Source organism: Vibrio rotiferianus CAIM 577 = LMG 21460 (genome assembly GCF_002741985.1).
Lineage (GTDB): Bacteria > Pseudomonadota > Gammaproteobacteria > Enterobacterales > Vibrionaceae > Vibrio > Vibrio rotiferianus.
The window spans coordinates 174,119-195,139 of record NZ_APHW01000101.1; the positions used below are offsets into that span (position 1 = coordinate 174,119).

Below are 21,021 nucleotides of genomic sequence, written 5' to 3' on the forward strand. Positions count from 1 at the left end.
CAGATGTAAAGCCCTAAAGCCCCGAGTTGTGTAACGACTTATGAAATGAACGTAAATCTAATCCATTTAAGTGTATCGTGTTAAACGATTTATAGGGAGCGTACACCATTATAAATGTGATGGTTTGTGTATGTTTTATTTTAATCAAGTTATTGAAAAATATATTAATTTCAAAATTTAGATAAACTAACTCGCAATTAACTATTGGTAGAACTTTGACCCTTTTATGCCTAGTGGTAGAAAAGAAGTGCCTCTTTGAGGCGGGTAAGTTTTTCCTTTTCAGTGCAAGTGAAATAGGTTTGAGCTGTGCGCAAATTCGAGCTATGAAAGCGTAGCGTGAGTATTTGGTTAAAACACCTTGCATCATATGGTTCTTTTATTGGTTTTTGTTAGGTTATTGGGCTTAGTTATCGAAAGCGTTTTTGCCTTTCGTCAAACAGATAAGGACAGACAATGCCAACAAAGATCTTAGTGCCTACTTTGGCGCTACTTCTCAGTGCATGCGGTGGCGATGGAGACTCGTCATCACCTGCAGACAGCGGCTCACAATCCCCTGATATACCACCTACAGCCACCACTTTTGCCGAGCAAATGCTTGCCGCAGTCAACGACGCTCGCTCTAAAACCCAGCAATGTGGCTCAAAAACCATGCCTCCCGTTGGAGCTCTGACTTTGAGTTACGATTTAGAAAGTGCTGCGTATGGACACTCTAGCGATATGGCAAACAGTGATTTTATGAGCCATACCGGCTCGGATGGCAGCACTCTTTCCAGCCGAGTCAATGCCACGGGTTATGCTTGGAGCAGGCTGGGGGAGAACGTCGCAGCGGGGCAAAACTCAATCAATGCGGTAATGAACGCTTGGTTATCAAGTGAAGGGCACTGCCTCAATATCATGAATGCCGATTTCGACCAGATGGGGGCATCCATGGTAGAAAATCAGTCAGCGAGTTATCGTTATTATTGGACTCAAGTCTTCGCCAAGCAGCGTTAATCGCTTCCTAATACATTAACTAGGGCGGCGTTTTTGATCGCCCTATCTTTATCGCAGATGAAGAAGTAAATTGCAGTCCTTTTGTACAAGCCTTTGATAACGGTCTAAATTAATCGCCAAGTTAAAGCTCATCAATTAACTTCCCCTGTCTTGAAACGATACAATCGCGCTCATTTATCAATACTGTTTCAAACCAGTCTAGTTTCAACAGTCAGTTCTATATGAGCTCAGCGCAATGGATTAGGGAAGTACATGGATTTTCTTTACCCGCCTATCGAACCTTTAAATTCGGGACTTTTAGAAGTTGATAAGGGCATTTTTATCTACTGGGAAGTGTCAGGAAAACCGAACGGAATTCCGGTGCTTTATCTTCATGGAGGCCCAGGCGCAGGGCTTAAAACGGGCTATCGTCGACGTTATGACCCAGAAAAGTATCTGATCATTTCTTTTGAGCAGCGAGGATGTGGTCGCAGCTTACCTTTGATCACCGACTCTCTTGATCGTATCCAAGAGTTTAATACTTCTAATTTCATCGCAGATATTGAGAAGTTAAGGCAGCACTTAGATATTTCTTCTTGGCTTGTGACTGGTGTTTCTTGGGGTACGACGTTGGCTCTTGCCTACGCACAAGCTCATCCATCACGAGTCCAAGCGCTTGTCTTAGCCGCCATTAACTTGGCGACATCCGCTGAGGTGAAGTGGATTACCGAGGATATGAAGGTAATTTTCCCTGAAGAGTGGGAGGTGTTTCAGCAAGCGGCTCAAGCTCTACCTGATGAATCGCTCATTGAAGCTTATTACCGTGCGATTCTAAGTAAAGATGTAGAAGTTAGATTTAGTGCATATAGAGCTTGGAGTCGATGGGAGTCTGCACACGTCTCTATCGACCCAATGGCTATGCCAAATCCTTCATTTGAAGACGAACAATTCAGAGCCGTTTTCTCTACGCAGGTCATTCACTTTTGGAAGCATGCTGCATTCCTAAGTGAAACACATATTTTGGACAATATGTCGAAGCTACAGGATATTCCAGGGGTACTGATTCATGGTCGCTTAGATGTCAGTTCTCCAGTGAAAACTGCGTGGGATTTGAATAAGGCTTGGGATGCAGGAAGGTTGATAGTCATCGAAGATGAGGGGCACGGTGGTCCTAAAATCATTGGAGCCTTTGTGGATGCGGTTAAAGAGTTAACGCCAAGGTTTGAATAAGACTACCCACAAATGCTGACCAGTCCCTCCCCTTTGAACTCGGAATGTTGAGAGCTTCGGAGTTTGATACAAGGGGAGGTTAGGTGGGGTTGTTGGTTTGAAGTTTAATGTTGGGTTATGTGCTTGCAACCCCCTCCAATTCCCCCTTTTCTTGACATGGTTTGCTATGCATTTGGATGTGGTTATCAAGGGGGAGGGTTATTCTTTGCTGCTGTGAGCTCCGTGCTTTCCCATTGTCATTCTGAAGGAGCCTAAGCGAGTATTCAGAATCTATTTTCAGCGTGTTGTGATGTTGCATAGTGAATTGAACTATCCGCGACTGCAGGACCAGTCCCTCCCCTTTGAGCTCGATGTGTTGAGATCTTCGGAGCTTGATACAAGGGGAGGTTAGGTGGTGCTGGTGGCTAGATTTGAATTGCCTATGATTGTGTATCTACAAAGTGGACATGTTGAGGTGAAATGCTAGGTCAGTTTCATTTACCTAACCTAGCGAACAAGTGTTGATATTAATACCTGTAGAATAGAGGGTGAATTTGGAAAGTTTTCTTTAGATCTGTTATGTCCAATTCTTGTTTATCAAATGACGTATAGATCGTCAAAGAGCTCGACTTCTTAAACCCAACAACACCGATTGTAAACCACACTTTTAAAAGCTCATCAAAGTTAGTTATACGATTATTATGTAATTCATCTTCAAGGCTTTCTGTAGACCGTTCTAATAAATAGTTTAGTGTTTCATCTATAGTATTCTGATCTAAATCAGAGATCTTAAATTCCCTTACTGAAATATACGATAAGGCATCTAAATAGTCTTTTATATGTGGAAATATACTTATCCACTCTTTCTCTAAAGCTCGTTTTCTTTTTGAGTAATATTTTTCTTCAGCTTCTAATACAATATCTTCACTAAGAGTTATTTTTCCATTGCATTCAGCTAAACAAGAGTTCACAAAGTCGATTGCATCTCTTGGGCGCAGCATTGTTCTATCCAAAATGAACTCGTCAGCTTTATTGCCGCTAACATCAAAACTAAATAAATCTTTAAGAGTAACTTCTTGACGACCTTGGTATTGGTCTTGAATTAGCTGATTTATGCGAAGGTCTAGAATTTCTCTTATTTCATTCTTATTCCAAGAGATGGCATAGATTAGAGATTGATCTTTCTCATCTTGTCTCATGTTATTTTGATAAATGCCCATCAAAATATCTGTTCGAATTGAAATGAGAATCTTTACTGATTTGATATCTAGAAGCTCTTTAAATGCTTCTAGTAAAGCATTAATAAAATCATGCCTAATACCACTTGCGCTCAACCAAGATTTATCTAAGTCATCAATACTAATTATGATTCTGTTTTGCTGACGTTCATCTGAAAACTCTTCTTTAATAACTTTAATTAGTTCTTTCTGTTTTCTAATAAGCTCACGACTAACATAGCTTGACGTTTCTCGTTGGACTTTTTGCATGGATTCGTCACTTACTTTTCCTCCAAGTTCTCCGAATTCAAACTTTGCTTTCCCTGATAACTCGTGTTGCATTTTTTCTGTGATTTCGGTGACAACATTATCATTAAAAAAGTTATCTTTGTATGAATCTAAGTACTCTTTGGCTATTTCAGGCTTGTAAGGCTTTCTAGATGAACTGCCTAACCCACCGATGTAATCAAAGAAACTCGTATAAGAAGATCTATATAACTGATTGATTACTTTAACTAAAAGTACATGAATCCAAAGTGATTTATAAAACGCTCTTAGATCAATACCATTTCGAATTAGATCTGAGACAAAGCGATTATTGTTAATATGTTCAAAGACCGTATTTTCTGCCTCTATAGTGTCATGGACTTTTACATTCCCGTGAGCGACTATTTGTTTTAGGAGTGCAGTTTTGCCACTTCCTGTTCTACCAACAATCACTCTTCTCGGAAAATCAGGATTTTCAGTACTTGGGTCGAAATTTACAATCCCTTTGAATACATCGGATTCATAGAAGCAGTCATTCAAAAACGTGTCTGTTTCAGCGTCTAGATTTCCGATTATAGCGTTCTTTCTGAATTTGTAGTTTGTCATCTAAGCCTAGTTTCTTTGTCATTTTATTCTTTCCTTATTCTATACTTATAGATAATTTAGAAAATGCTTAAAGATCAAGGTTATGAAAAAAGTAGTGAGTTTTTTCTAGCGATGGTGATTGATGCGGCTTAGCTTCTTAATTACTCTCAAATAATTGACAATTGGACTTAGTTGAAACCAAAAAAAGCCAGCAGTTAGTACCTGCTGGCAAAGTCTTTGGGCTTCTAGGTTTTTTGCTTTTATTTCTTGTTACTCATCGCTGTCACGGTGCCCCGATTGGTTTTCCGGGGAAGAAAACACAGCACCGTGCGCTTTGTGCTCAAGAAATTGGAGATTAACCTTGCTTACGGATTAGGTAGTCAAATGCGCCTAAGCTTGCTTTTGCACCTTCACCCATCGCAATGATGATCTGTTTGTAAGGTACTGTCGTTGCATCACCCGCTGCGAAGACACCTTCTAGGCTGGTTTCACCGCGGCTACCGACTTCGATTTCGCCGCGCTCAGATAGGGCTACTTCTGAATCTTTTAGCCATTCTGTGTTTGGTACTAGACCGATTTGAACAAAGATACCTGACAGTTCAATCTCTTTGATTTCGTCTGTGTTGCGGTCTTTGTACTTCAAGCTTGTTACGCGAGTACCGTCGCCCACTACTTCTGTTGTTTGCGCCATCGTGATGATGTCTACGTTTGGTAGTGAGTTCGCTTTGTCGATAAGCACTTGGTCTGCACGAAGTACGTCTGCAAATTCAAGAACCGTTACGTGTTCTACGATACCAGCAAGGTCGATAGCGGCTTCGATGCCTGAGTTACCACCACCGATAACCGCAGTTTTCTTGCCTTTGAACAGTGGACCGTCACAGTGTGGGCAGTACGCGACGCCTTTGTTGCGGTACTCTTGCTCACCCGGAACGTTCATTTCACGCCAGCGTGCACCAGGGCTTAGGATGACACTCTTACTCTTCAGCGTTGCGCCGCTTTCAAGTTGGATGTGAATCAAACCATCTTCAGTGTGTGCTGCGCCCATTAGCTTCTCAGCTTGTTGCTCAGTCACAACGTCTACGTCGTATTCTTTTAGGTGTTCTGCTAGGTCAGTTGCTAGTTTTGGACCTTCAGTGCGTTTTACCGAAATGAAGTTCTCGATTGCCATGGTGTCCATAACCTGACCACCAAAACGTTTAGCAACAACACCAGTGCGAATACCTTTACGAGCGGCGTATAGAGCAGCAGCGCTACCACCAGGACCACCGCCGACAACAAGTACGTCGTATGGGTCTTTTTCGCTCAGTGCTTTCGCCGCTTTCTCGCTCGCGCCGTCATCCACTTTGTTTAGGATTTCAGTCAGAGACATACGACCTTGACCGAATAGCTCACCGTTCACGAATACGCTTGGTACGGCCATGATGTCGCGTTGTTTCACTTCATCTTGGAACAAACCACCGTCGATCATGGTTGCTTTTACTTTCGGGTTGATCGCCGCCATCATGTTGAACGCTTGAACCACGTCTGGACAGTTTTGGCACGATAGTGAAATGAAGATTTCTACGTCTAGATCTTTGTCTAGTGCTGCGATTTGCTCAATCACTTCTGGTTCGAGTTTGATTGGGTGACCGCCAGAGTGAAGCAGTGCCAATACTAGAGAGGTAAATTCGTGACCCATTGGCAAGCCTGCGAAGCGTAGTGCTGTGCCTTTTGCTGGGTTAGTTACCGCCATCAGGGGTTTACGTGCGCTTGCGTTGTCGTCACGTACAACGGTGATTAGGTCGCTCATCTCTGCGATTTGGTTCGCTAGAGACAAAATGTCATTCGATGCTTTGCTTTCATCTAGACTAACCACTAAACGAACTTCTTCTTTTACATTAGCCAGATATTGTTTGAGTTGTTGTTGGATCGCTTGGTCTAACATAGTTGTTATTACCTTAATTAAATAGTTACCAATCAAAACAAGTATTTGTTCATTCTTGCTAGCTAAAATCGTTGATAACTGCGTTATAGATTTTGTAGTTAGGGGAACTAGCTATCGAAAATCTATGCCTGGTTCTAAACGATTTTTTCTACGCAATTACTGCACACCTACTTATTCAGATAGGTAATAAAAAGTGGTTACTGTAGATAAAACCTGAGGGGGAGAGAGCAAATCAGGCAGAAGGTCGTCAAGGTATCTAACCTGAAGTGCTCTCTCAATTAAGCGCTAATTAGCATGTCAAAATAGCGCTCAAATTCAGTGATTTAGATTTTGCCAACTAGGTCTAGTGATGGAGCTAGTGTTTCTTCACCTTCTTTCCATTTAGCTGGGCAAACTTCGCCTGGGTGTGCTGCTACGTATTGAGCTGCTTTTACTTTGCGTAGTAGGTCTTCTGCGTCACGGCCGATACCTTCAGCAGTGATTTCCATTGCTTGGATAGTACCTTCTGGGTCGATTAGGAACGTTGCACGGTCTGCAAGACCTTCACCTTCACGCATCACACCGAAGTTGTTTGTGATGTTGCCTGTTTGGTCGCCAAGCATGTAGTACTGAATCTTACCGATTGTGTCTGAGCTGTCGTGCCATGCTTTGTGAGTGAAGTGTGTGTCAGTTGATACTGAGTAAACTTCTACGCCACGTTTTTGTAGTTCTTCGTAGTGGTCTGCTAGGTCGCCCAGTTCAGTTGGACATACAAACGTAAAGTCTGCTGGGTAGAAGAAGAATACTGCCCATTTACCTAGAACGTCTTGCTCTGTAACTTCTACGAATTCGCCGTTTTTGTACGCTGTAGCTGCAAATGGTTTGATTTGAGTATTAATCATAATTTACTTTCCTTTGAATGTTTTAAGCTGAGCTGTTGTTGCTTTCGGAAAGTATATTCTCATCAGAGTGTGTTTAAGGAAAATCGCTTGTAACTATCCTATTGATAGCCATTTCCTATTTCACTTGATAGGGAAATCCGATGTAAGAGGGTTTGCTTTGATAGGTTTTATTGAAGATGAATGCAGAGTGGTAATAGAGAATACTGATGATGACCTTAAGTGGATCGTCTGAATAAGATCGAAAGAGCCTGCATCTCGGCAGGCTCTTTCTAATAGGAAGTGGGGAAGCTGATGCTTCTATTTGGTTAGCCCAGCTTGTCGAGCACTTTGCCGCACAACTTCTTCAGCATGATCATTTCATCCAGCTCTAATGTGATTTTACACATCATGGCGTTTGGCACCGACTTGGCTTGTTCTTTAAGGTCACGACCTTGCTCGGTTAGGTTGAGTACGCGAACGCGCTCATCGGTTTCACTACGACCACGCTCTACATAGCCTTTTGCCTCTAAACGTTTAAGCAGCGGTGTGAGTGTGCCTGAGTCCAAATGCAGTTGTGACCCCAATTCTTTCACGCTGGCACCGTCTTTCTCCCACAGCACCATCATCACTAAGTATTGCGAATAAGTCAGATCAAGCTCGTCCAACAACGGGCGGTAAGCTCGGATCACTGCATTTGCTGCGCTGTAGAGCGGGAAGCAAACTTGGTTTTCGAGTAAGAGTTTATCGTCGTCGGTCATGGTGCTGTCGGTGTAACACTGGCTCATTGGCGTTGCCTACCTGCTCACAGAGAAAGAGAGTAATAAAATAAATTGTGCACAATATAGTTGCAAACGATCTTTACTTCGATATAAGATTGCAAGCAATTAAATTGTGCGCAACTTAAATTAAGAAGGACACTCGCATGACTACTCTATACAAAACTCAAGCTACCGCTTTGGCTGGTCGTAATGGTCAAGTAAAAACAGATGACGGTCTTCTCGATCTAGAGCTGTCATACCCGAAGGAAATGGGCGGCACAGGCGCAGCAACTAACCCAGAACAGCTGTTCGCAGCGGGCTATTCGGCATGTTTTTCTAACGCGATTCTTCACGTAGCACGTGAAGGTAAAGTAAACCTGAAAAGTGCACCTGTAACGGCAGAAGTGGGCATTGGTCCGAATGATAACGGCGGCTTTGCACTGACAGTGAGCCTAGCGGTAGAGCTAGACATGCCACAAGAGCAAGCGCTAGAGCTAACGCGCATCGCACACCAAGTTTGCCCATACTCAAACGCAGTTCGTGGCAACATTGATGTGGCAGTAACGGTAAACGGCGAAGCAATTTAAGTGGTTATAACCACTGCACAAAGACAAGAAAGCCTGCATGACGCAGGCTTTTGGTTTATTTGATGGCGGTGCAGAAGCTGACGTCTGCATGGTGCGTTTGCGGATCGTAGCTATGATAAAGTTCGAAGCAAGGTCGACAGTCGTTTTCAACACCAGATTCAACCACTTTGCTCATCAAATCATCCCATGCTTTAGGGTATTGGCTGAATTCGGCAATTTGCTGACGTATCACCGCGTATTGACCGCCAGGGAAGTCTTGTAGCTCAATACCTTTTGGTACTTCGGTATCTTCTGGCACCATCAAGCAGATATCAGTACGACACTTCTCGTCTGGCGTGATTTCTGGGTTATCGTGATAAATGAAGATACAGGTATTGCCCGCCAACCCTTTCATTCCTGCCCATTGATACAAACGACCTGATGGTTCTTCATAACCTTGGCCATAAGGGCCGTTCACGCGAATGTAAGCCAATTTTGCTTTATCAAAGTTTTGCGTTTCCATATTGTTGCTCCATGTTGTGAGTTCAGAGCCAGTATATGAATCGCTTCGGGTTCGTTCGTTTCCATTCTTGCGCAGTGCGTGTCCAATCTTGCTGTTTCGCGCTAGCTCAGAAAATTGCTGGTAGTTTTCGCAGTCGCGAAAGGCGCTAGGAGTGATGCCATAATGCTGTTTGAAAGCTTTAGCTAAGCTCTGTGAGCTAGAAAATCCGTACTCTAGGGCAATGTTTAATACCGGTTGCTTGGATTTGAATAATTCGTCCGCAGCCGCTTCTAAGCGCAAGCGTCGAATGAAATCTGCTAGCGTCTCGCCTTGCACGGCTTTGAAGGTACGATGAAAGTGATAAGGGGAAAGGTTCGCCAGCGCGGCCACTTCTGGCAGGTTGAGCGGTTCATTAAAGTGTTGTTCTAAATAACGAATCACAGGAACCAGTCGTTGGTGGTAGTCGACGCGCATCGTACTCTTTCCTTGTTCTGTTCAGCTTGTTTTCTCAGCTCAAAGCCTACCGCAACTAAATAGTCTTGCAAGACTGAGGTAGGATAAATGCGTGCTGATAAGGACAAATAACAATAAACAAAAAAGGCCGTTGACCCAAATGCTCGGGTTAACGGCCTTTTTTATATTCAGCGCTCAATGGCTAAGACTTAGTTGCCTTGATTTTGGCTTTGAAGCTTCTCTTTTGCTTCTTCAACCTTTGAGAAATCCAATCCCAACTCGTTTACGGCTTCTTTGATTAGCGCAGGGTTTTGCATCACTTGCGCCATCAGCATTTGTAGCTTGTCTTGTGGCAAACCTAGTTGGCTGATTGTTGCCATTGCCGCTAGAGGGTTTTGCGTCAGAGTCTGAAAAATCTCGTTGATTTGTTCGTCGCTGATATTGTTCTCTTTCAGCAGCGCAATAATCGGGTTCATCGCATTTCCTTTTAATCACAGAATGAAATAGAGACGGAGTTTATCATTTGGCTGAGCTTGGTTGAACTCTACTCTCAATCAATATTTTCCGTGAAACCCGATACTTTAATCGCCGTGATTAAGTTTCGCGTCGCTAAATCGAGCTCAGATGAGAGTTGATCATATTTCATCCCGTCTAAACAAGTTAAGCTTTTCATGGAATCCTCAAAACCAATAGGTAGAACTTTGCACCATTTTTTAGCGAGCTGAACCAAACGTTTTTCGCCAGGGTGAGGAATAAAGTTGATAGCAAACAACACATCAAAGTAGCTGGCTAAATAGGCACTTAAACGGTGTTGGATACTGATGTAATCATCCCGCTTAATGGCTTTGGCAATTTGTTTTGGGTAGGCAGGTGCTGCATGGTGAAGAAGCGGTAGGTTTTTGGCGATCACGGCTGCAGAAAGTGCTCTGCTGTAATCGATACGATATCTGTCTTGAAGAGACGAAAGCTTCTCATGTCGATCAAATAGGATTTTTGAGTGGATTAAGTTTGCCCAAAAACAGGTGCTATAGCCGACGTTAACTTGATGATTGATCACTACTCGCTGAAGTTCTTGCTCAAGCCAGTCAATATTTCGATATATCAGTTCAATTTCTATTCCGTTGTTTAACTGTCCATCGTCTTCTGTTTCCCAAAACTGGTTATTGATCTCCATATAGCTGCAGTATTGGGATGTGATGGCCTTTCTGGTGGCAACCGGAATATCGCTCGTTGTGTAGATATAAACATCATAATCAGAGAGTGAGTCGTTGGTTTGAGTACTATTGGACCCGGCTAGGGCAATGGCTTCTACCTGTTCTAGCTGGGCAAATTCAGTAATTAAAGCGCTTAGCAGTGCATCTTTCATGTTTGGTTCTCCATGTAATATGCAACAACATAATCGCTATTAATTCCCCCTAATGGGTGAGATGTCACAATTCTCAATACCCTGTCAGTTCCATATAGCCTGTACCAGAATGAGAGCCTTCTATGCGTACTGGGCCTTCCCAATAAGGCACAGAAAGCTGCATTTTGGCGTTTGGGTTGAGTGCGGATACGATAAGTTCGATTTGTTTACTAGGAATAGATACTTGCCACTCAGTTGGATAATTGTGACCTTGGATTTCGGTTTGCTTGGTTGACTTTAAGTGGATGTCTTTTTGTGGGATCGCTATGCCAGAACCATCTTGCTGCATCAGTTTTGCGCTGGAATAACTTGCATCTCCTGTTTTGGCATCACGCAATTGGAATGCGACCAAGCTGGTGTCGTTACTCAGTCTTAGTGCAAACCAATCCCAACCTTGTTGTGAATCGAGTAAGAATTGAGAACTCCACTCTCGGTCTATCCAGCCTTTGCCTGATACTTGGTGGGTTTTGCCGTCGATAGTTACTTGGCCAGAGACATCAACAAACGGTTGGCTGTAGTAATACGAAGCCACCTGACCATCGGCACTTTTGGTGCTGTAACCTTGCTTCCCCTGTTTTTGATAAGGCGCAGTGCTGGTCAGTTTGAGTGAGTAGCCAAACTGGTCTGAATTGGCATTCAGCGTGGCAGGGAATAGGTCGGTGGTTGAAGAGACCCACTGCCAATCATCGAGATAAACCCGAAATGGAGAGTCATCGATACCAGCTAGGGAGGCTTGTCCGCGTGACCATTTTTCGTCGGCGTAATGTTTGCCTTTTGTGGTTACTGCGCTGTGCGCCATGTAGATTTGCTGAGTTTGCCACTCGGTTTTCTTTACTTCATCTTCGCCTGTTGGTGGTGCAGCCGCGAAGCGAAATTGAGTCCATTGAACGCCGAGTGGCTTGCCGTCTTCATCGATTAAATTGGCGGTTAAATACCACCATTCATGACGAAAGTTAGGGTGCGCTTGATGGTCAGCAGGGAAGGTGAGCTCAACGCCCTCCACAACGGGTGTGAATTGGTCGCTCTCGGTTTGCGTGTTGTCACTGCCAAGCAACGTGCCCATATTTTGTGTGCCCATATTTTTTTGTTGGGGCTCTTCACATCCAAATAGGAATAAGCTGCTTATGAATAGAGTAAGTTTGCTTGCTAATCGAACCATCACAACACCTCGCTTTGCAAACTGGACACGACAGGTTTGCTGACTAATCGCCACAGAGGAATCAAGGTTGCAATCACCGCCACCAAAATAGTCATCGCCGCGATGATGAGGGCATCATTCCAATTCCATAGATAACTTAAGCTCCAACCGAAGGCACGCAAGGTGACGATGTCTGTCAGTACATAACCCACCATGGCACCAAGTGGTAAGGCAATCAACAGCGTAAAGCTGACCAACGCGGCGATCTGTCCGACCACCATGGTCATTAATTTGCGACGGCTGACGCCAAGGGCATATAGCCGCGCGATGGCAGCTTTGCGTGCGTCGAGTAACATGAAGCAAGCACTGAACAAACCAATCACCGCGACCATCAAAGTCACGCCGTTGAGTGCGCGCGTAATGGCGAAAGTCTGCGAGAAAATATCCAAAGCGATGGTTTTGATTTGCGCCTGATCGTAGAGCTGACTTGGGTGAAGATTCAGTTGCTCGCGAAGTTGGTCGTATACGATTTGTGGGTCACCCGAGACTTTAATTCCAAGGCTCGTCGGTAGATCGGTAAAACCGCTTTCTCGCCACAACTTTGGAGCCAGTAACACTTCACCATTTGGCGAGCCATAATCATGGAAAATTGCCCCTACAAGCAGAGTTTCGTTTGGAATGGCGTCAAGCTGTAGTCCGCTTTCAAGTGATAAGCCCAGTTTTACTGCGGTCGGCTCACTGATGGCGACCAATTCACCTTGGTTAAAACGTCGCCAGAAGTTATCAAGGTGCGATTTGAACACCATGGTTTGCTCTAAGGTGTCCTTGTCTTTGGTGCCCAGCAAAATCGGTAAGCCTTGCAGGTTATCGTCTACATAGTATTGCTTGTAGACGGTTTCCACTTTGTCGAACTGCTCTAGAGCGCGTTCCACATTGGCGATTTCACCCTGTGCGGGGCTAACGTAAATGTCGGCATGTAGCCTTTGTTCGAGCCACTGTTTTAGCGTTGATTCAAAGCTACCAACTAAGGTGTTCATCCCCATATTGGCCGTAACGGCGAGTAGCAGCGCCATCATGGCGAGAGAAAGCGGAGAAATCAGCTCACGCAACTCAGCAAACAGATACTGCATCAAACCGGAAGTGGTGCGCTTCTCACACCAATTGGCTAACACGCTGAGTGTTTTGGGTAAGTACAAAGGAATCGAGACCACAAGCACGCCGAGCCACGCCATGGTGAAGCGGTGATGCTCACTCAGCCATAACCCTGCGAGCGCGAGAGCCGTCAACGCAGCACCTATCACGAACAATTGGTTTTCGTTAGAGGCTTCAGGTGCTTGATAAAATCCGCCATGAGAGGAGAGCGGCTGGCGCACTCGCTGTTTAAAGTGCTGCCAACATGCCAATAGGGTTGCGGCTAACGTGAGCAGCAGCGCTTGCGCCCACCACTGCCACTGCCAAGTGCCAGGCAGTAGTGTCGCGCCGTAAAGTTGTTCTAAAGTCAGCGCCACAGTCGGATGTAACCAATGACTAAGTTGCATGCCCATTACAAAACCGAGCGAAGCGCCGATGGTAACCAGAATAGTGAGTTCAACCAACAGCGCAGAGAACACAATGCTCGGCGCAACACCTGCTTGTTGAATTTGGACTAACAGTCGATTGCGTTTAAGCAAGCTGTACTTAACGCCGTTGTAGGCGATAAACAATCCAACTAAAAATGCCAACAAGCTCATCGCAGTTAGGTTGAGATGGAAGCTGTCGGTCAGCGAGCCAAGGTCTGTACTTTGATTATTGGAAATCCATTGTCCTTGCTCGCCAATCAGCCTCTGCCATTTTGCTTGCGTGTCTTTACCTATATTGAAGCCAGTATCGAACACGGCAATGTAACTGAGCTGGCCTTGTTTATTGAGTATCTGTTGGGCGAAGCCTATGTCCATCAACATTCGGCTGCCTAATTGCCATTCGTCAGGTAACGCCACAACTTTGGTTGGGATGTCATCCAGAATCAGTGTTTCTACTTCACCTAGGTTTTGGTGCTGCGATTGGCTCATCATCACAATGGGCTCCCCGCCTAAAAGTTCCGGCAAAGGTAATACGCTGTCGAATAGAGAAACGCTGTGCGCACTATTCGATGAGTAACGAGAGCGTGAGGAGATAGCGGCGATCAATTCACTGCCTTGCACCGACCAGCGACGGCCATGCTCATCCCTTATTCGTCCTTCAATCACAGGTAAAGCGGCACTCAACCCGTTTTGTCTCAGGGTGAAGTAGAGTGATTCAGGCAAATAGTTTTGCCCGGCTGGAGGAATAATCAGGTTTTGCGCTTGGGCACTTAGCTGCTCGGTGGATTCGGCGTAGCTGCGTTTCGCATTGAGGTTGATGGCTTGCACTGCAACGAAAAGGGTCACCGCCAGTACAATGCCAATTAGAATGGCCGCGGCCTGAAGAGGAGCTTGTCGGTAATGCGCCGCAAACAGGTTCAGTGCGAGTTTGGTGTGTGTGAGCCCTGCGTTCGAGCGTTTAACCTGCTTCATGGCGACGCTCGCGTGTATTCTGCTCTGGAACAGTGGAGGTACCGTTTTGCAAAGCACCATTTTTTAGACGTAAGCGAGTCTGCATAAACTCAGCACATTCGGGGCTGTGAGTCACTAAGAGCACTGCAGTGTTGCCTTGGGTGGTGATTTCACTTAACAGCTTCATCACTTCTAAACCGGCTTTTTGGTCAAGGTTACCTGTGGGTTCATCAGCAAGTAGAAGTTTAGGTTTGTGAGCTAATGCTCTGGCGATGGCGACCCGTTGTTGTTGGCCACCAGAAAGGGCAGAAACATGTCTATCGAGCAGTTGGCTGATGCCCAGAGTCTCGACCAAGTAATCGCACCAGTCATTCCATTTCTGTTGATTCAAATGCAGAGGGAAGGCGATGTTCTGCTGCACGTTGAGCGGTGTTAATAGGTTGAATTGCTGGAAGATAACACCGAGTTTTTGGTGTCGAAATCGGCTCCATTGTGGGTCTTTCCAAGCCGCTGTGTTATCACCATCTAACCACAACTCACCATCGGAAAGTGGCTCAAAGCCAGCAATAACATTGAGTAAGGTGCTTTTGCCACTGCCACTTGCCCCCGTCAAAGCTACGCTTTCACCTGTGGCTAGCGTGAAGTCGACACTTTGGAGAACGCAATGTGTTTGTTTGCCATCGATGAAGTCTTTTGAAGCGTGACGGAGTTTTATTAGCGGCCCATTCATGCCATATCCTTATGCCATTTTTAAATGCTTACGAGTTTTCATTCGTTGCGGTTTAACTTAGCGTTGATAAAGCTCATTTACCACGCAAAGTATGACTTATGACTAGCGGATCACGACGGGAATCCGTTTTCTGCCAAATGGGTGGTTGAGTGCTCCAAATCGGCCCGCAAGCTGAAAACCACAGTATTCACACTGACCATCATTTGTTAGATGGCACTCTCCGAGTTGATACCAGTTCCGAGCTAAGACTTTCTGATGGCATTTGGGGCAATACGTGCTATCGCCATCTTCGTCACTTACGTTACCCACATATACGTAGTTAAGGCCGTTGCTGAGTGCGATTTGTCGGGCTCTTTGGATTGTGCTGAGCGGCGTTTTCTCTGTACTCAGCATTTTAAAATCTGGATGAAAGGCACTGAAATGAATCGGAATGTCGCTGCCTAAGTTGTCATAAACCCACCGAGTCATCGCTTCTAGCTCAGCAGTGCTGTCATTCTCTCCGGGGATTAGCAAGGTGGTGATCTCAAACCATACCTCCGTTTCGTGATGTAAATAGAGTAGGGTGTCCAATACTGGAGCGAGGTGACCGCTACAAAGCTTATGGTAAAAACGTTCTGTAAATGCTTTTAAATCTACATTGGTGGCATCCATATGGCGGAAAAACTCAACTCTAGGCCTATCGCAAATATAGCCTGCGGTGACTGCAACACTTGATATGTTGAGTTCATGGCAAGCTTGGGCAGTGTCTACAGCGTATTCCATAAAAATGACAGGGTCGTTGTAGGTAAATGCGATGCTTTTACAGCCATGTTGCTTGGCAGCTTGAGCGATTTGCGCGGGCATGGCGGGTGCACTGAGAGTATCAATTTGCCGCGACTTACTGATATGCCAATTTTGGCAAAACTTACAACCTAGGTTGCACCCAGCGGTACCAAATGAGAGCACGGAGCTACCCGGAAAAAAGTGATTAAGCGGTTTTTTTTCTATCGGGTCAATGCAAAAACCACTCGAACGTCCATAGCTCGTTAGGGAAATTTCTCCGTTGTGAGCTTGGCGCACAAAGCATGCTCCTCTTTTTCCCTCTCTTAAGCGGCACTGCCTTGGGCACAAGTCGCAAATTACACGACCGTCATCGAGTCGATGCCAATAGGAAGTTGGATAAAATTCGGGAGGCGATGGGGGATAGGATGGCATGGTGAACTCTCAATTAAATCTGCTTCTATACTTAAAGTTAAGTATGGCACTTCGCTGGCCTTTGTGAGCACGATAAGGGGATCGGTATGCATGTTCGTCCTCCAGCGGTGGCTGGGCACTTTTATCCGCATTCGTCGCAACAACTAAGCTCAATGATCCAAAGTTGGGAGAAGCAGAGTGCGTGCGAACACCAGTCGCAGATCAGAGCTTTGGTCGTGCCTCATGCTGGTTATGTCTACTCAGGAGAGGTGGCAGCAGATGCGTTCCATTGTTTAAAATCGCAAGCCGATAGAATCCATCGGGTGATTTTGCTTGGTCCAAGCCATCACTTCTCTTTTTTGGGCTGCGCATTACCGAGCGTTGATTGGTTTTCGACTCCTTTAGGGAATATCGAGATCGATTGCAAATGGCGAGCAATATTGGCAGAACAGGAAGACGTGCTGATCTCAGATGAAGCGCACGCCCCAGAGCATTGTCTTGAAGTACAGTTGCCGTTGTTGCAAACCTACCTTGGAGCATTTCATCTCTTGCCTATATTGACCAGTCGAATCTCACCAGCTCGAATGGCAGAGTTACTTGACCCAGTTTGGCTTGGTGATGATAGTTTGTTGGTGGTGAGCAGTGATTTAAGCCACTACCACTCTTACTCACAAGCGCAGAGTTTGGATAAACAGACGTGTGAGCAAATTGAGGCTTACAAAGCGACACTGAAGCCAGAACAGGCTTGTGGCTCTACGGCACTCAATGCGTTACTGCTATTGGCCAAGGGCAGAGGCTATCAATTATCTAGGGAAACATTAATCAACTCCGGTGATACTGAACACGGAGATCAACAACGTGTGGTGGGTTATGCCAGTTATCTCGTCTCAGATCCTGAATGAGTTAGAGCTCACGCAGTTGTTCAACATTGCTTGTGATGCAATTCGTCGCCGATTAGCTGGTCAACCAGCCACGCCACCAAATCTTGATGAGTGCCTACCAAGATTACGGGAGGCTGGGGCGAGTTTTGTGACTTTAAAAGTACATGGAGAGCTGCAAGGTTGCATTGGCACTATTGTCGCACACCAGCCTCTTGCGCTCGATGTGCATGACAAAGCGTTAGCCAGTGCGTTTCAAGACCCAAGATTTACCCCTTTAAGTAAAAACCAATTATCGTCACTCTCTGTTGAGGTGTCGGTGTTGTCTGTACCCGAGGTATTGTTTGTTGCATCGGAGCAAGCATTACTTGGTTATTTAGCGACCCATAAAGTTGGGCTTATTTTATCTTGTCGACAGCGTCGAGCTCTGTTCCTACCCCAAGTATGGGAGCAGTTGCCAAACCCGATTGATTTTGTTCGTCACTTAAAACACAAAGCGGGTTGGTCAGAGTCGTTTTGGGATGACGAGATGGAAGTGAAAACGTTTGTGGTGGATAGTATCGAAGGGCCGTTCAATGTGGAGAGTACACTCTCTTAAAGCTGCTTTACTGGGAACAAATAAAAAAGCCTGAGAAATACTCTCAGGCTTTGTAATCATTGGCTAGCTTATACGTAGTACGCTTCAACTTCGCCTTTAAGTTTGATAAGCATTGGGTTACCGAAGCGGTCTTTTGCTTTAGGAGAAGCAATTTTTACCCAACCTTCGCTAACACAGTACTCTTCAACGTCAGTGCGCTCTTGGCCCTTGAAGCGAATACCGATTTGGTGATCGAAGCACTCTTTTACAAAGAATGGGCTACGTGGGTTGCCCGATAGGTGATCTGGTAGAGCTGGTTTAGCTGTATCTGTCATTTTGTGTGACCTTGAAGTCCGTAAAAAAAGTGCGCCATTGTAGTCAGTGCAAGGCGAGTGTTCAAGATGTCTAAGTCGTAGTTTGAAGCGATTAACATTAACCGACCTAAGGTGCAGTCGTTAAGCTCGATAAAATTTACTGTCGTTGAACACGTCACGATCACGCGGATCGTTCGAGAGGAACATCCATATCTCTTTCATGCTTTGTTCAAAGAACTCTTCTTCAAACACTACCATGGAGCAATGTTCACCAAGCCCAACAACGAAAGGTTCGAGTGCTTCAAAGCCGATGTTTTCGATGTCTTCAATATCGATGAAATACAGCTTCTTATCGGTTCTTTGTTCGCTTTCTTCGGGTAATTCGCCTTTACCAAGTACAGAGAAGTTAAGCTCAACAGTTAAACCCGTACGGTTTTGTTTGAGCTCATAAACCGCTTCCGTTTGAGCCATCACGCTGTAGTTCAAATCATCAAAGTAGCTGAGTGTTTCTTGCTTCATTGGGTGCATAAGTCTTCCATAAATTGTGCAGTTGAATCTGATGAGATTCCGTTACAAGCCTTTCAAGTATTGAGCGTTTGCCGTCGGGTGAATCGCAGTATTAAGTGCTTCAACATGCTGCTCATTATGTTCATTCAGCAGAGCGGTAAAGGCATCGATTAATTCAGGTTTGGTCATCGTGACTTTAGTTTCTGTCTGGATGTCGCGTAGGTCGATCAACACGTCAGTTAACAGCTGCGGCAAATCCTGCAGTACTTGCAGGTTCAATACGTTGTGCTCGCTGTAGATCGAGTTGTGACTGCCTTTTTGTTTTTGCACCACATACGGGTTGTCTTTTAGGTTGATGATCGATGTGCGCTTGTCACAACGCTTCAAACAACCTTTGTTGACCTTAATCTTGCGGCAACCTTCGGTCTGTTGGAACAAACACTGGCGACTGGTCAGCAGAGTGTTCGGGTGGTAAATGCTGTAGTAGCTGCGCATGTTGTGCGGGCGCTTAATGTGGCGCATCTGCTTCATGTTCAGTTCGTTAGAGATAAACGCACCGCTTGCGGCGAACTCTTCTTGTAAACATTTGAACGAGTAGGAGTTCACTGTGTTCATCTGCGGGCCCGCAACCCAACCTAATCCTAGCTCTTGAGCCAACATGCCCACGCCAGAGTTATTGGTGATCGACAATTCTGGCTTCACGGCTTCTAAGAATGCACGTGCGGCTTGGTAATCGTCACCAATCAAAATCGCTTGGAACCAAGGCTTCAAGCGAGGGTTTGCTTGGAACAACTCGATCATGGCATTCAGTTCACCCGTCAATCCCATTGGTAGCTGGAAGTAGACATCGACATTGCTGTTTTCGCATAGTGCTGCGTCTTCTACTGATGAAATCAAGACAGATAGCTTCGGAGCGCCTTCACGCATTGCTGGTTGAGGCAGAGTTGGCAAAGTCGGTACATCAATTGCCCCTTTTAAGCTGCTGCCAGAGGCTTGCGTGGCAGTCACATCAAAGTCTTGTGTCTTCTCTGCAACCTTCTCAATGATCGCGGTTTTGTCGTCGTAGAGTTTCTTCTTCACGCCTTGCACATCATCGGCGGATTCGCATTTGTAGATCTTGGAGAAGTGTTTCACTGCATGGTCGCGAGGGTTGTCGATGTACATCGCTTTACCGAAATCACCTTGTAAAAACGCGTTGGAGAAATCGCGGTTGAAGACGGTGTACAACTCTGTGGTGTCGTTCGACAGTTCAACGCCATCGCACAGGCGATCAATTTGCTTGCGCCAGTTATCTACCACGGTGTACACGTAGTGAGATTTCTTAATGCGGCCTTCCACTTTCAACGAATACACGCCTGCATCAGCGAGCGCTTCTAAATCGCCAAATGCCGAGTTGTCTTTCATGTTGAGAGGGTAGCTGTTGCCTGTTTTGGTGGTTTCGTACTGTTCACGGCAAGGCTGGCTGCAACGCCCACGGTTGCCCGAAGCGCCGTTACGCGCAGAGCTGATGTAGCAAATGCCAGAGAAACCAATGCAGTAAGAGCCGTGCACAAACACTTCCATCATTACGTCATGCTCACGACCAAACTGAGCAAGATGCTTGATCTCATGAATATTCAGTTCACGAGAGAGGTTTACACGGCTTGCCGTTAACTGATTCAGGAACAGGATTTGCCCTTCGTTGTGCGTATTGAGCTGAGTTGAAGCGTGTACGTCTAAATCTGGGAAGTGGTTCTTGAGAATGTATGCCAAACCAAGATCTTGCACGATCACGCCATCAATCGCTGTGGTGTTTAACTGGCTGAGCAAACGCACGATAGCAGGGATTTCACTCTCCAGAATTAACACATTAAGAGTCAGGAAGATCTTACAGTTATGCTGATGCGCAAGCTGCAACACGCCATTCAAGTTATCTAAGGTGAGGTTGGTTGCTCGGTTGCGCGCATTAAAGCGGTCTAGTCCGCAGTAAATGGCATCGGCACCCGCAGCAATAGCCGCTTTGATGGAATCCAGGTCGCCACCTGGCGCTAATAACTCAAATTGATCGCGTGTCACTGGTTGTCTCTTACTCATTCACAAAATAAGCACGCATTCTACGGGGTTCAAAAGTGTGATCTAGCGCTAGTTAACGCTTTATTAATCTGAATCAATTTATTATTACTAGATTGTCAGAAGTTGATAACAAAAATGTATGGTCCGCCCCGTTATTGCAACTACAATTTAGTAATAACGGAGTTGGTTTGCGCTAATGTATTCGGAGTCCACGTTGGGAACATTAACTTCCCCGCTCCACGATGATATCCGCGCCAGATTATCCTTAAAAGCCCCAAAGCAACTAGGTGCTATTTTTTGTATCAGGTTACTAATCTGGCCGATCGACCGTTTTTGTCATCACGTTCATTGGCGTTGCAAACTTGGTTATGGCTATACAGCCCTAAAAGCTTGGCGGTGGTACAACACCGCCCAAGCTATTCTT

General features: G+C 45.4%; 19 protein-coding genes. 5 read left to right on the top strand and 14 right to left on the bottom strand.

The window, feature by feature from the left end; all coding sequences use genetic code 11:
* Window positions 1–453 precede the first annotated feature (453 nt).
* Complete coding sequence (locus B853_RS17990) at window positions 454–993, top strand: CAP domain-containing protein (RefSeq protein ID WP_038886557.1); 540 nt, start codon at window positions 454–456, stop codon at window positions 991–993.
* A gap of 252 nt (window positions 994–1,245) precedes the next feature.
* Complete coding sequence (pip, locus tag B853_RS17995; RefSeq protein ID WP_038886558.1) at window positions 1,246–2,202, top strand: prolyl aminopeptidase; 957 nt, start codon at window positions 1,246–1,248, stop codon at window positions 2,200–2,202.
* 506 nt (window positions 2,203–2,708) lie between these two features.
* On the opposite strand, the gene B853_RS18000 is transcribed toward pip, so the two are convergent.
* From B853_RS18000 to ohrR, 4 genes are all read right to left on the bottom strand, one after another.
* The gene (locus B853_RS18000) at window positions 2,709–4,271 is read right to left on the bottom strand and encodes a P-loop ATPase, Sll1717 family (protein ID WP_038886560.1); all 1,563 of its coding nucleotides are present in this window, start codon (window positions 4,269–4,271) and stop codon (window positions 2,709–2,711) included.
* A gap of 334 nt (window positions 4,272–4,605) precedes the next feature.
* The gene (ahpF, locus tag B853_RS18005) at window positions 4,606–6,174 is read right to left on the bottom strand and encodes an alkyl hydroperoxide reductase subunit F (RefSeq protein WP_038887328.1); all 1,569 of its coding nucleotides are present in this window, start codon (window positions 6,172–6,174) and stop codon (window positions 4,606–4,608) included.
* A gap of 323 nt (window positions 6,175–6,497) precedes the next feature.
* Entirely contained in the window at window positions 6,498–7,055 is a 558-nt protein-coding gene (ahpC, locus tag B853_RS18010) for an alkyl hydroperoxide reductase subunit C (RefSeq protein WP_010453799.1), read from the bottom strand.
* Window positions 7,056–7,360: 305 nt separating this feature from the next.
* Complete coding sequence (ohrR, locus tag B853_RS18015) at window positions 7,361–7,819, bottom strand: transcriptional regulator OhrR (protein WP_010453800.1); 459 nt, start codon at window positions 7,817–7,819, stop codon at window positions 7,361–7,363.
* A 137-nt stretch (window positions 7,820–7,956) separates the two neighbouring features.
* On the opposite strand from ohrR, the gene ohr reads away from it, so the two are divergent.
* Window positions 7,957–8,379 (top strand): organic hydroperoxide reductase Ohr, encoded by a 423-nt coding sequence (gene ohr, locus B853_RS18020; protein WP_005374640.1) that lies wholly within the window; start codon window positions 7,957–7,959, stop codon window positions 8,377–8,379.
* A 55-nt stretch (window positions 8,380–8,434) separates the two neighbouring features.
* On the opposite strand, the gene B853_RS18025 is transcribed toward ohr, so the two are convergent.
* The 7 genes from B853_RS18025 to amrS form a co-directional block, all read right to left on the bottom strand.
* On the bottom strand, window positions 8,435–9,334 hold the full coding sequence (locus B853_RS18025; RefSeq protein WP_038887850.1) for an AraC family transcriptional regulator: 900 nt from the start codon (window positions 9,332–9,334) through the stop codon (window positions 8,435–8,437).
* Between the two features lie 188 nt (window positions 9,335–9,522).
* The gene (locus B853_RS18030; protein ID WP_010453805.1) at window positions 9,523–9,789 is read right to left on the bottom strand and encodes a DUF2999 family protein; all 267 of its coding nucleotides are present in this window, start codon (window positions 9,787–9,789) and stop codon (window positions 9,523–9,525) included.
* A 74-nt stretch (window positions 9,790–9,863) separates the two neighbouring features.
* Complete coding sequence (locus B853_RS18035) at window positions 9,864–10,679, bottom strand: DUF4037 domain-containing protein (RefSeq protein ID WP_050569028.1); 816 nt, start codon at window positions 10,677–10,679, stop codon at window positions 9,864–9,866.
* 73 nt (window positions 10,680–10,752) lie between these two features.
* Window positions 10,753–11,877 carry a lipocalin-like domain-containing protein gene (locus tag B853_RS18040; RefSeq protein ID WP_038887849.1) on the bottom strand — a complete coding sequence of 375 codons (1,125 nt, stop codon included), beginning with the start codon at window positions 11,875–11,877 and terminating at the stop codon, window positions 10,753–10,755.
* Window positions 11,877–14,387 (bottom strand): ABC transporter permease, encoded by a 2,511-nt coding sequence (locus B853_RS18045; protein ID WP_038887847.1) that lies wholly within the window; start codon window positions 14,385–14,387, stop codon window positions 11,877–11,879. Before B853_RS18045 ends, B853_RS18040 begins: the two co-directional genes overlap by 1 nt.
* Entirely contained in the window at window positions 14,374–15,096 is a 723-nt protein-coding gene (locus tag B853_RS18050; protein WP_038887846.1) for an ABC transporter ATP-binding protein, read from the bottom strand. Before B853_RS18050 ends, B853_RS18045 begins: the two co-directional genes overlap by 14 nt.
* Before the next feature lie 102 nt (window positions 15,097–15,198).
* Window positions 15,199–16,290 (bottom strand): AmmeMemoRadiSam system radical SAM enzyme, encoded by a 1,092-nt coding sequence (amrS, locus tag B853_RS18055; RefSeq protein ID WP_038887845.1) that lies wholly within the window; start codon window positions 16,288–16,290, stop codon window positions 15,199–15,201.
* Between the two features lie 86 nt (window positions 16,291–16,376).
* Here amrS and amrB point away from each other — a divergent pair, with 86 nt between their 5' ends.
* Together amrB and amrA are read left to right on the top strand one after the other, a co-directional pair.
* Window positions 16,377–17,171 carry an AmmeMemoRadiSam system protein B gene (gene amrB / locus B853_RS18060; protein WP_038887842.1) on the top strand — a complete coding sequence of 265 codons (795 nt, stop codon included), beginning with the start codon at window positions 16,377–16,379 and terminating at the stop codon, window positions 17,169–17,171.
* Window positions 17,140–17,745: an AmmeMemoRadiSam system protein A gene (gene amrA / locus B853_RS18065; protein ID WP_038887840.1), complete on the top strand. Its 606-nt coding sequence runs from the start codon at window positions 17,140–17,142 to the stop codon at window positions 17,743–17,745. Before amrB ends, amrA begins: the two co-directional genes overlap by 32 nt.
* Window positions 17,746–17,813: 68 nt before the next feature.
* Here amrA and B853_RS18070 read toward each other — a convergent pair whose 3' ends face one another.
* From B853_RS18070 to B853_RS18080, 3 genes are all read right to left on the bottom strand, one after another.
* Window positions 17,814–18,059: a DUF3297 family protein gene (locus tag B853_RS18070; RefSeq protein ID WP_010453814.1), complete on the bottom strand. Its 246-nt coding sequence runs from the start codon at window positions 18,057–18,059 to the stop codon at window positions 17,814–17,816.
* Window positions 18,060–18,179: 120 nt separating this feature from the next.
* Window positions 18,180–18,566: a hypothetical protein gene (locus B853_RS18075; protein ID WP_038887838.1), complete on the bottom strand. Its 387-nt coding sequence runs from the start codon at window positions 18,564–18,566 to the stop codon at window positions 18,180–18,182.
* A 42-nt stretch (window positions 18,567–18,608) separates the two neighbouring features.
* Entirely contained in the window at window positions 18,609–20,600 is a 1,992-nt protein-coding gene (locus B853_RS18080; protein ID WP_038887836.1) for a peptidase U32 family protein, read from the bottom strand.
* Window positions 20,601–21,021 lie beyond the last annotated feature (421 nt).

What these genes read in the sequence shown, in the direction of transcription:
- B853_RS18000 (WP_038886560.1), bottom strand. Translation starts at nt 4,271, where the DNA reads ATGACAAACTACAAATTCAGAAAGAACGCTATAATCGGAAATCTAGAC.
- B853_RS18030 (WP_010453805.1), bottom strand. Translation starts at nt 9,789, where the DNA reads ATGAACCCGATTATTGCGCTGCTGAAAGAGAACAATATCAGCGACGAA.
- amrB (WP_038887842.1), top strand. Translation starts at nt 16,377, where the DNA reads ATGCATGTTCGTCCTCCAGCGGTGGCTGGGCACTTTTATCCGCATTCG.
- B853_RS18075 (WP_038887838.1), bottom strand. Translation starts at nt 18,566, where the DNA reads ATGCACCCAATGAAGCAAGAAACACTCAGCTACTTTGATGATTTGAAC.
- amrS (WP_038887845.1), bottom strand. Translation starts at nt 16,290, where the DNA reads ATGCCATCCTATCCCCCATCGCCTCCCGAATTTTATCCAACTTCCTAT.
- pip (WP_038886558.1), top strand. Translation starts at nt 1,246, where the DNA reads ATGGATTTTCTTTACCCGCCTATCGAACCTTTAAATTCGGGACTTTTA.
- ahpC (WP_010453799.1), bottom strand. Translation starts at nt 7,055, where the DNA reads ATGATTAATACTCAAATCAAACCATTTGCAGCTACAGCGTACAAAAAC.
- B853_RS18050 (WP_038887846.1), bottom strand. Translation starts at nt 15,096, where the DNA reads ATGAATGGGCCGCTAATAAAACTCCGTCACGCTTCAAAAGACTTCATC.
- B853_RS18070 (WP_010453814.1), bottom strand. Translation starts at nt 18,059, where the DNA reads ATGACAGATACAGCTAAACCAGCTCTACCAGATCACCTATCGGGCAAC.
- B853_RS17990 (WP_038886557.1), top strand. Translation starts at nt 454, where the DNA reads ATGCCAACAAAGATCTTAGTGCCTACTTTGGCGCTACTTCTCAGTGCA.
- ohr (WP_005374640.1), top strand. Translation starts at nt 7,957, where the DNA reads ATGACTACTCTATACAAAACTCAAGCTACCGCTTTGGCTGGTCGTAAT.
- ahpF (WP_038887328.1), bottom strand. Translation starts at nt 6,174, where the DNA reads ATGTTAGACCAAGCGATCCAACAACAACTCAAACAATATCTGGCTAAT.
- amrA (WP_038887840.1), top strand. Translation starts at nt 17,140, where the DNA reads ATGCCAGTTATCTCGTCTCAGATCCTGAATGAGTTAGAGCTCACGCAG.
- B853_RS18025 (WP_038887850.1), bottom strand. Translation starts at nt 9,334, where the DNA reads ATGCGCGTCGACTACCACCAACGACTGGTTCCTGTGATTCGTTATTTA.
- B853_RS18040 (WP_038887849.1), bottom strand. Translation starts at nt 11,877, where the DNA reads ATGGTTCGATTAGCAAGCAAACTTACTCTATTCATAAGCAGCTTATTC.
- B853_RS18035 (WP_050569028.1), bottom strand. Translation starts at nt 10,679, where the DNA reads ATGAAAGATGCACTGCTAAGCGCTTTAATTACTGAATTTGCCCAGCTA.
- B853_RS18045 (WP_038887847.1), bottom strand. Translation starts at nt 14,387, where the DNA reads ATGAAGCAGGTTAAACGCTCGAACGCAGGGCTCACACACACCAAACTC.
- ohrR (WP_010453800.1), bottom strand. Translation starts at nt 7,819, where the DNA reads ATGAGCCAGTGTTACACCGACAGCACCATGACCGACGACGATAAACTC.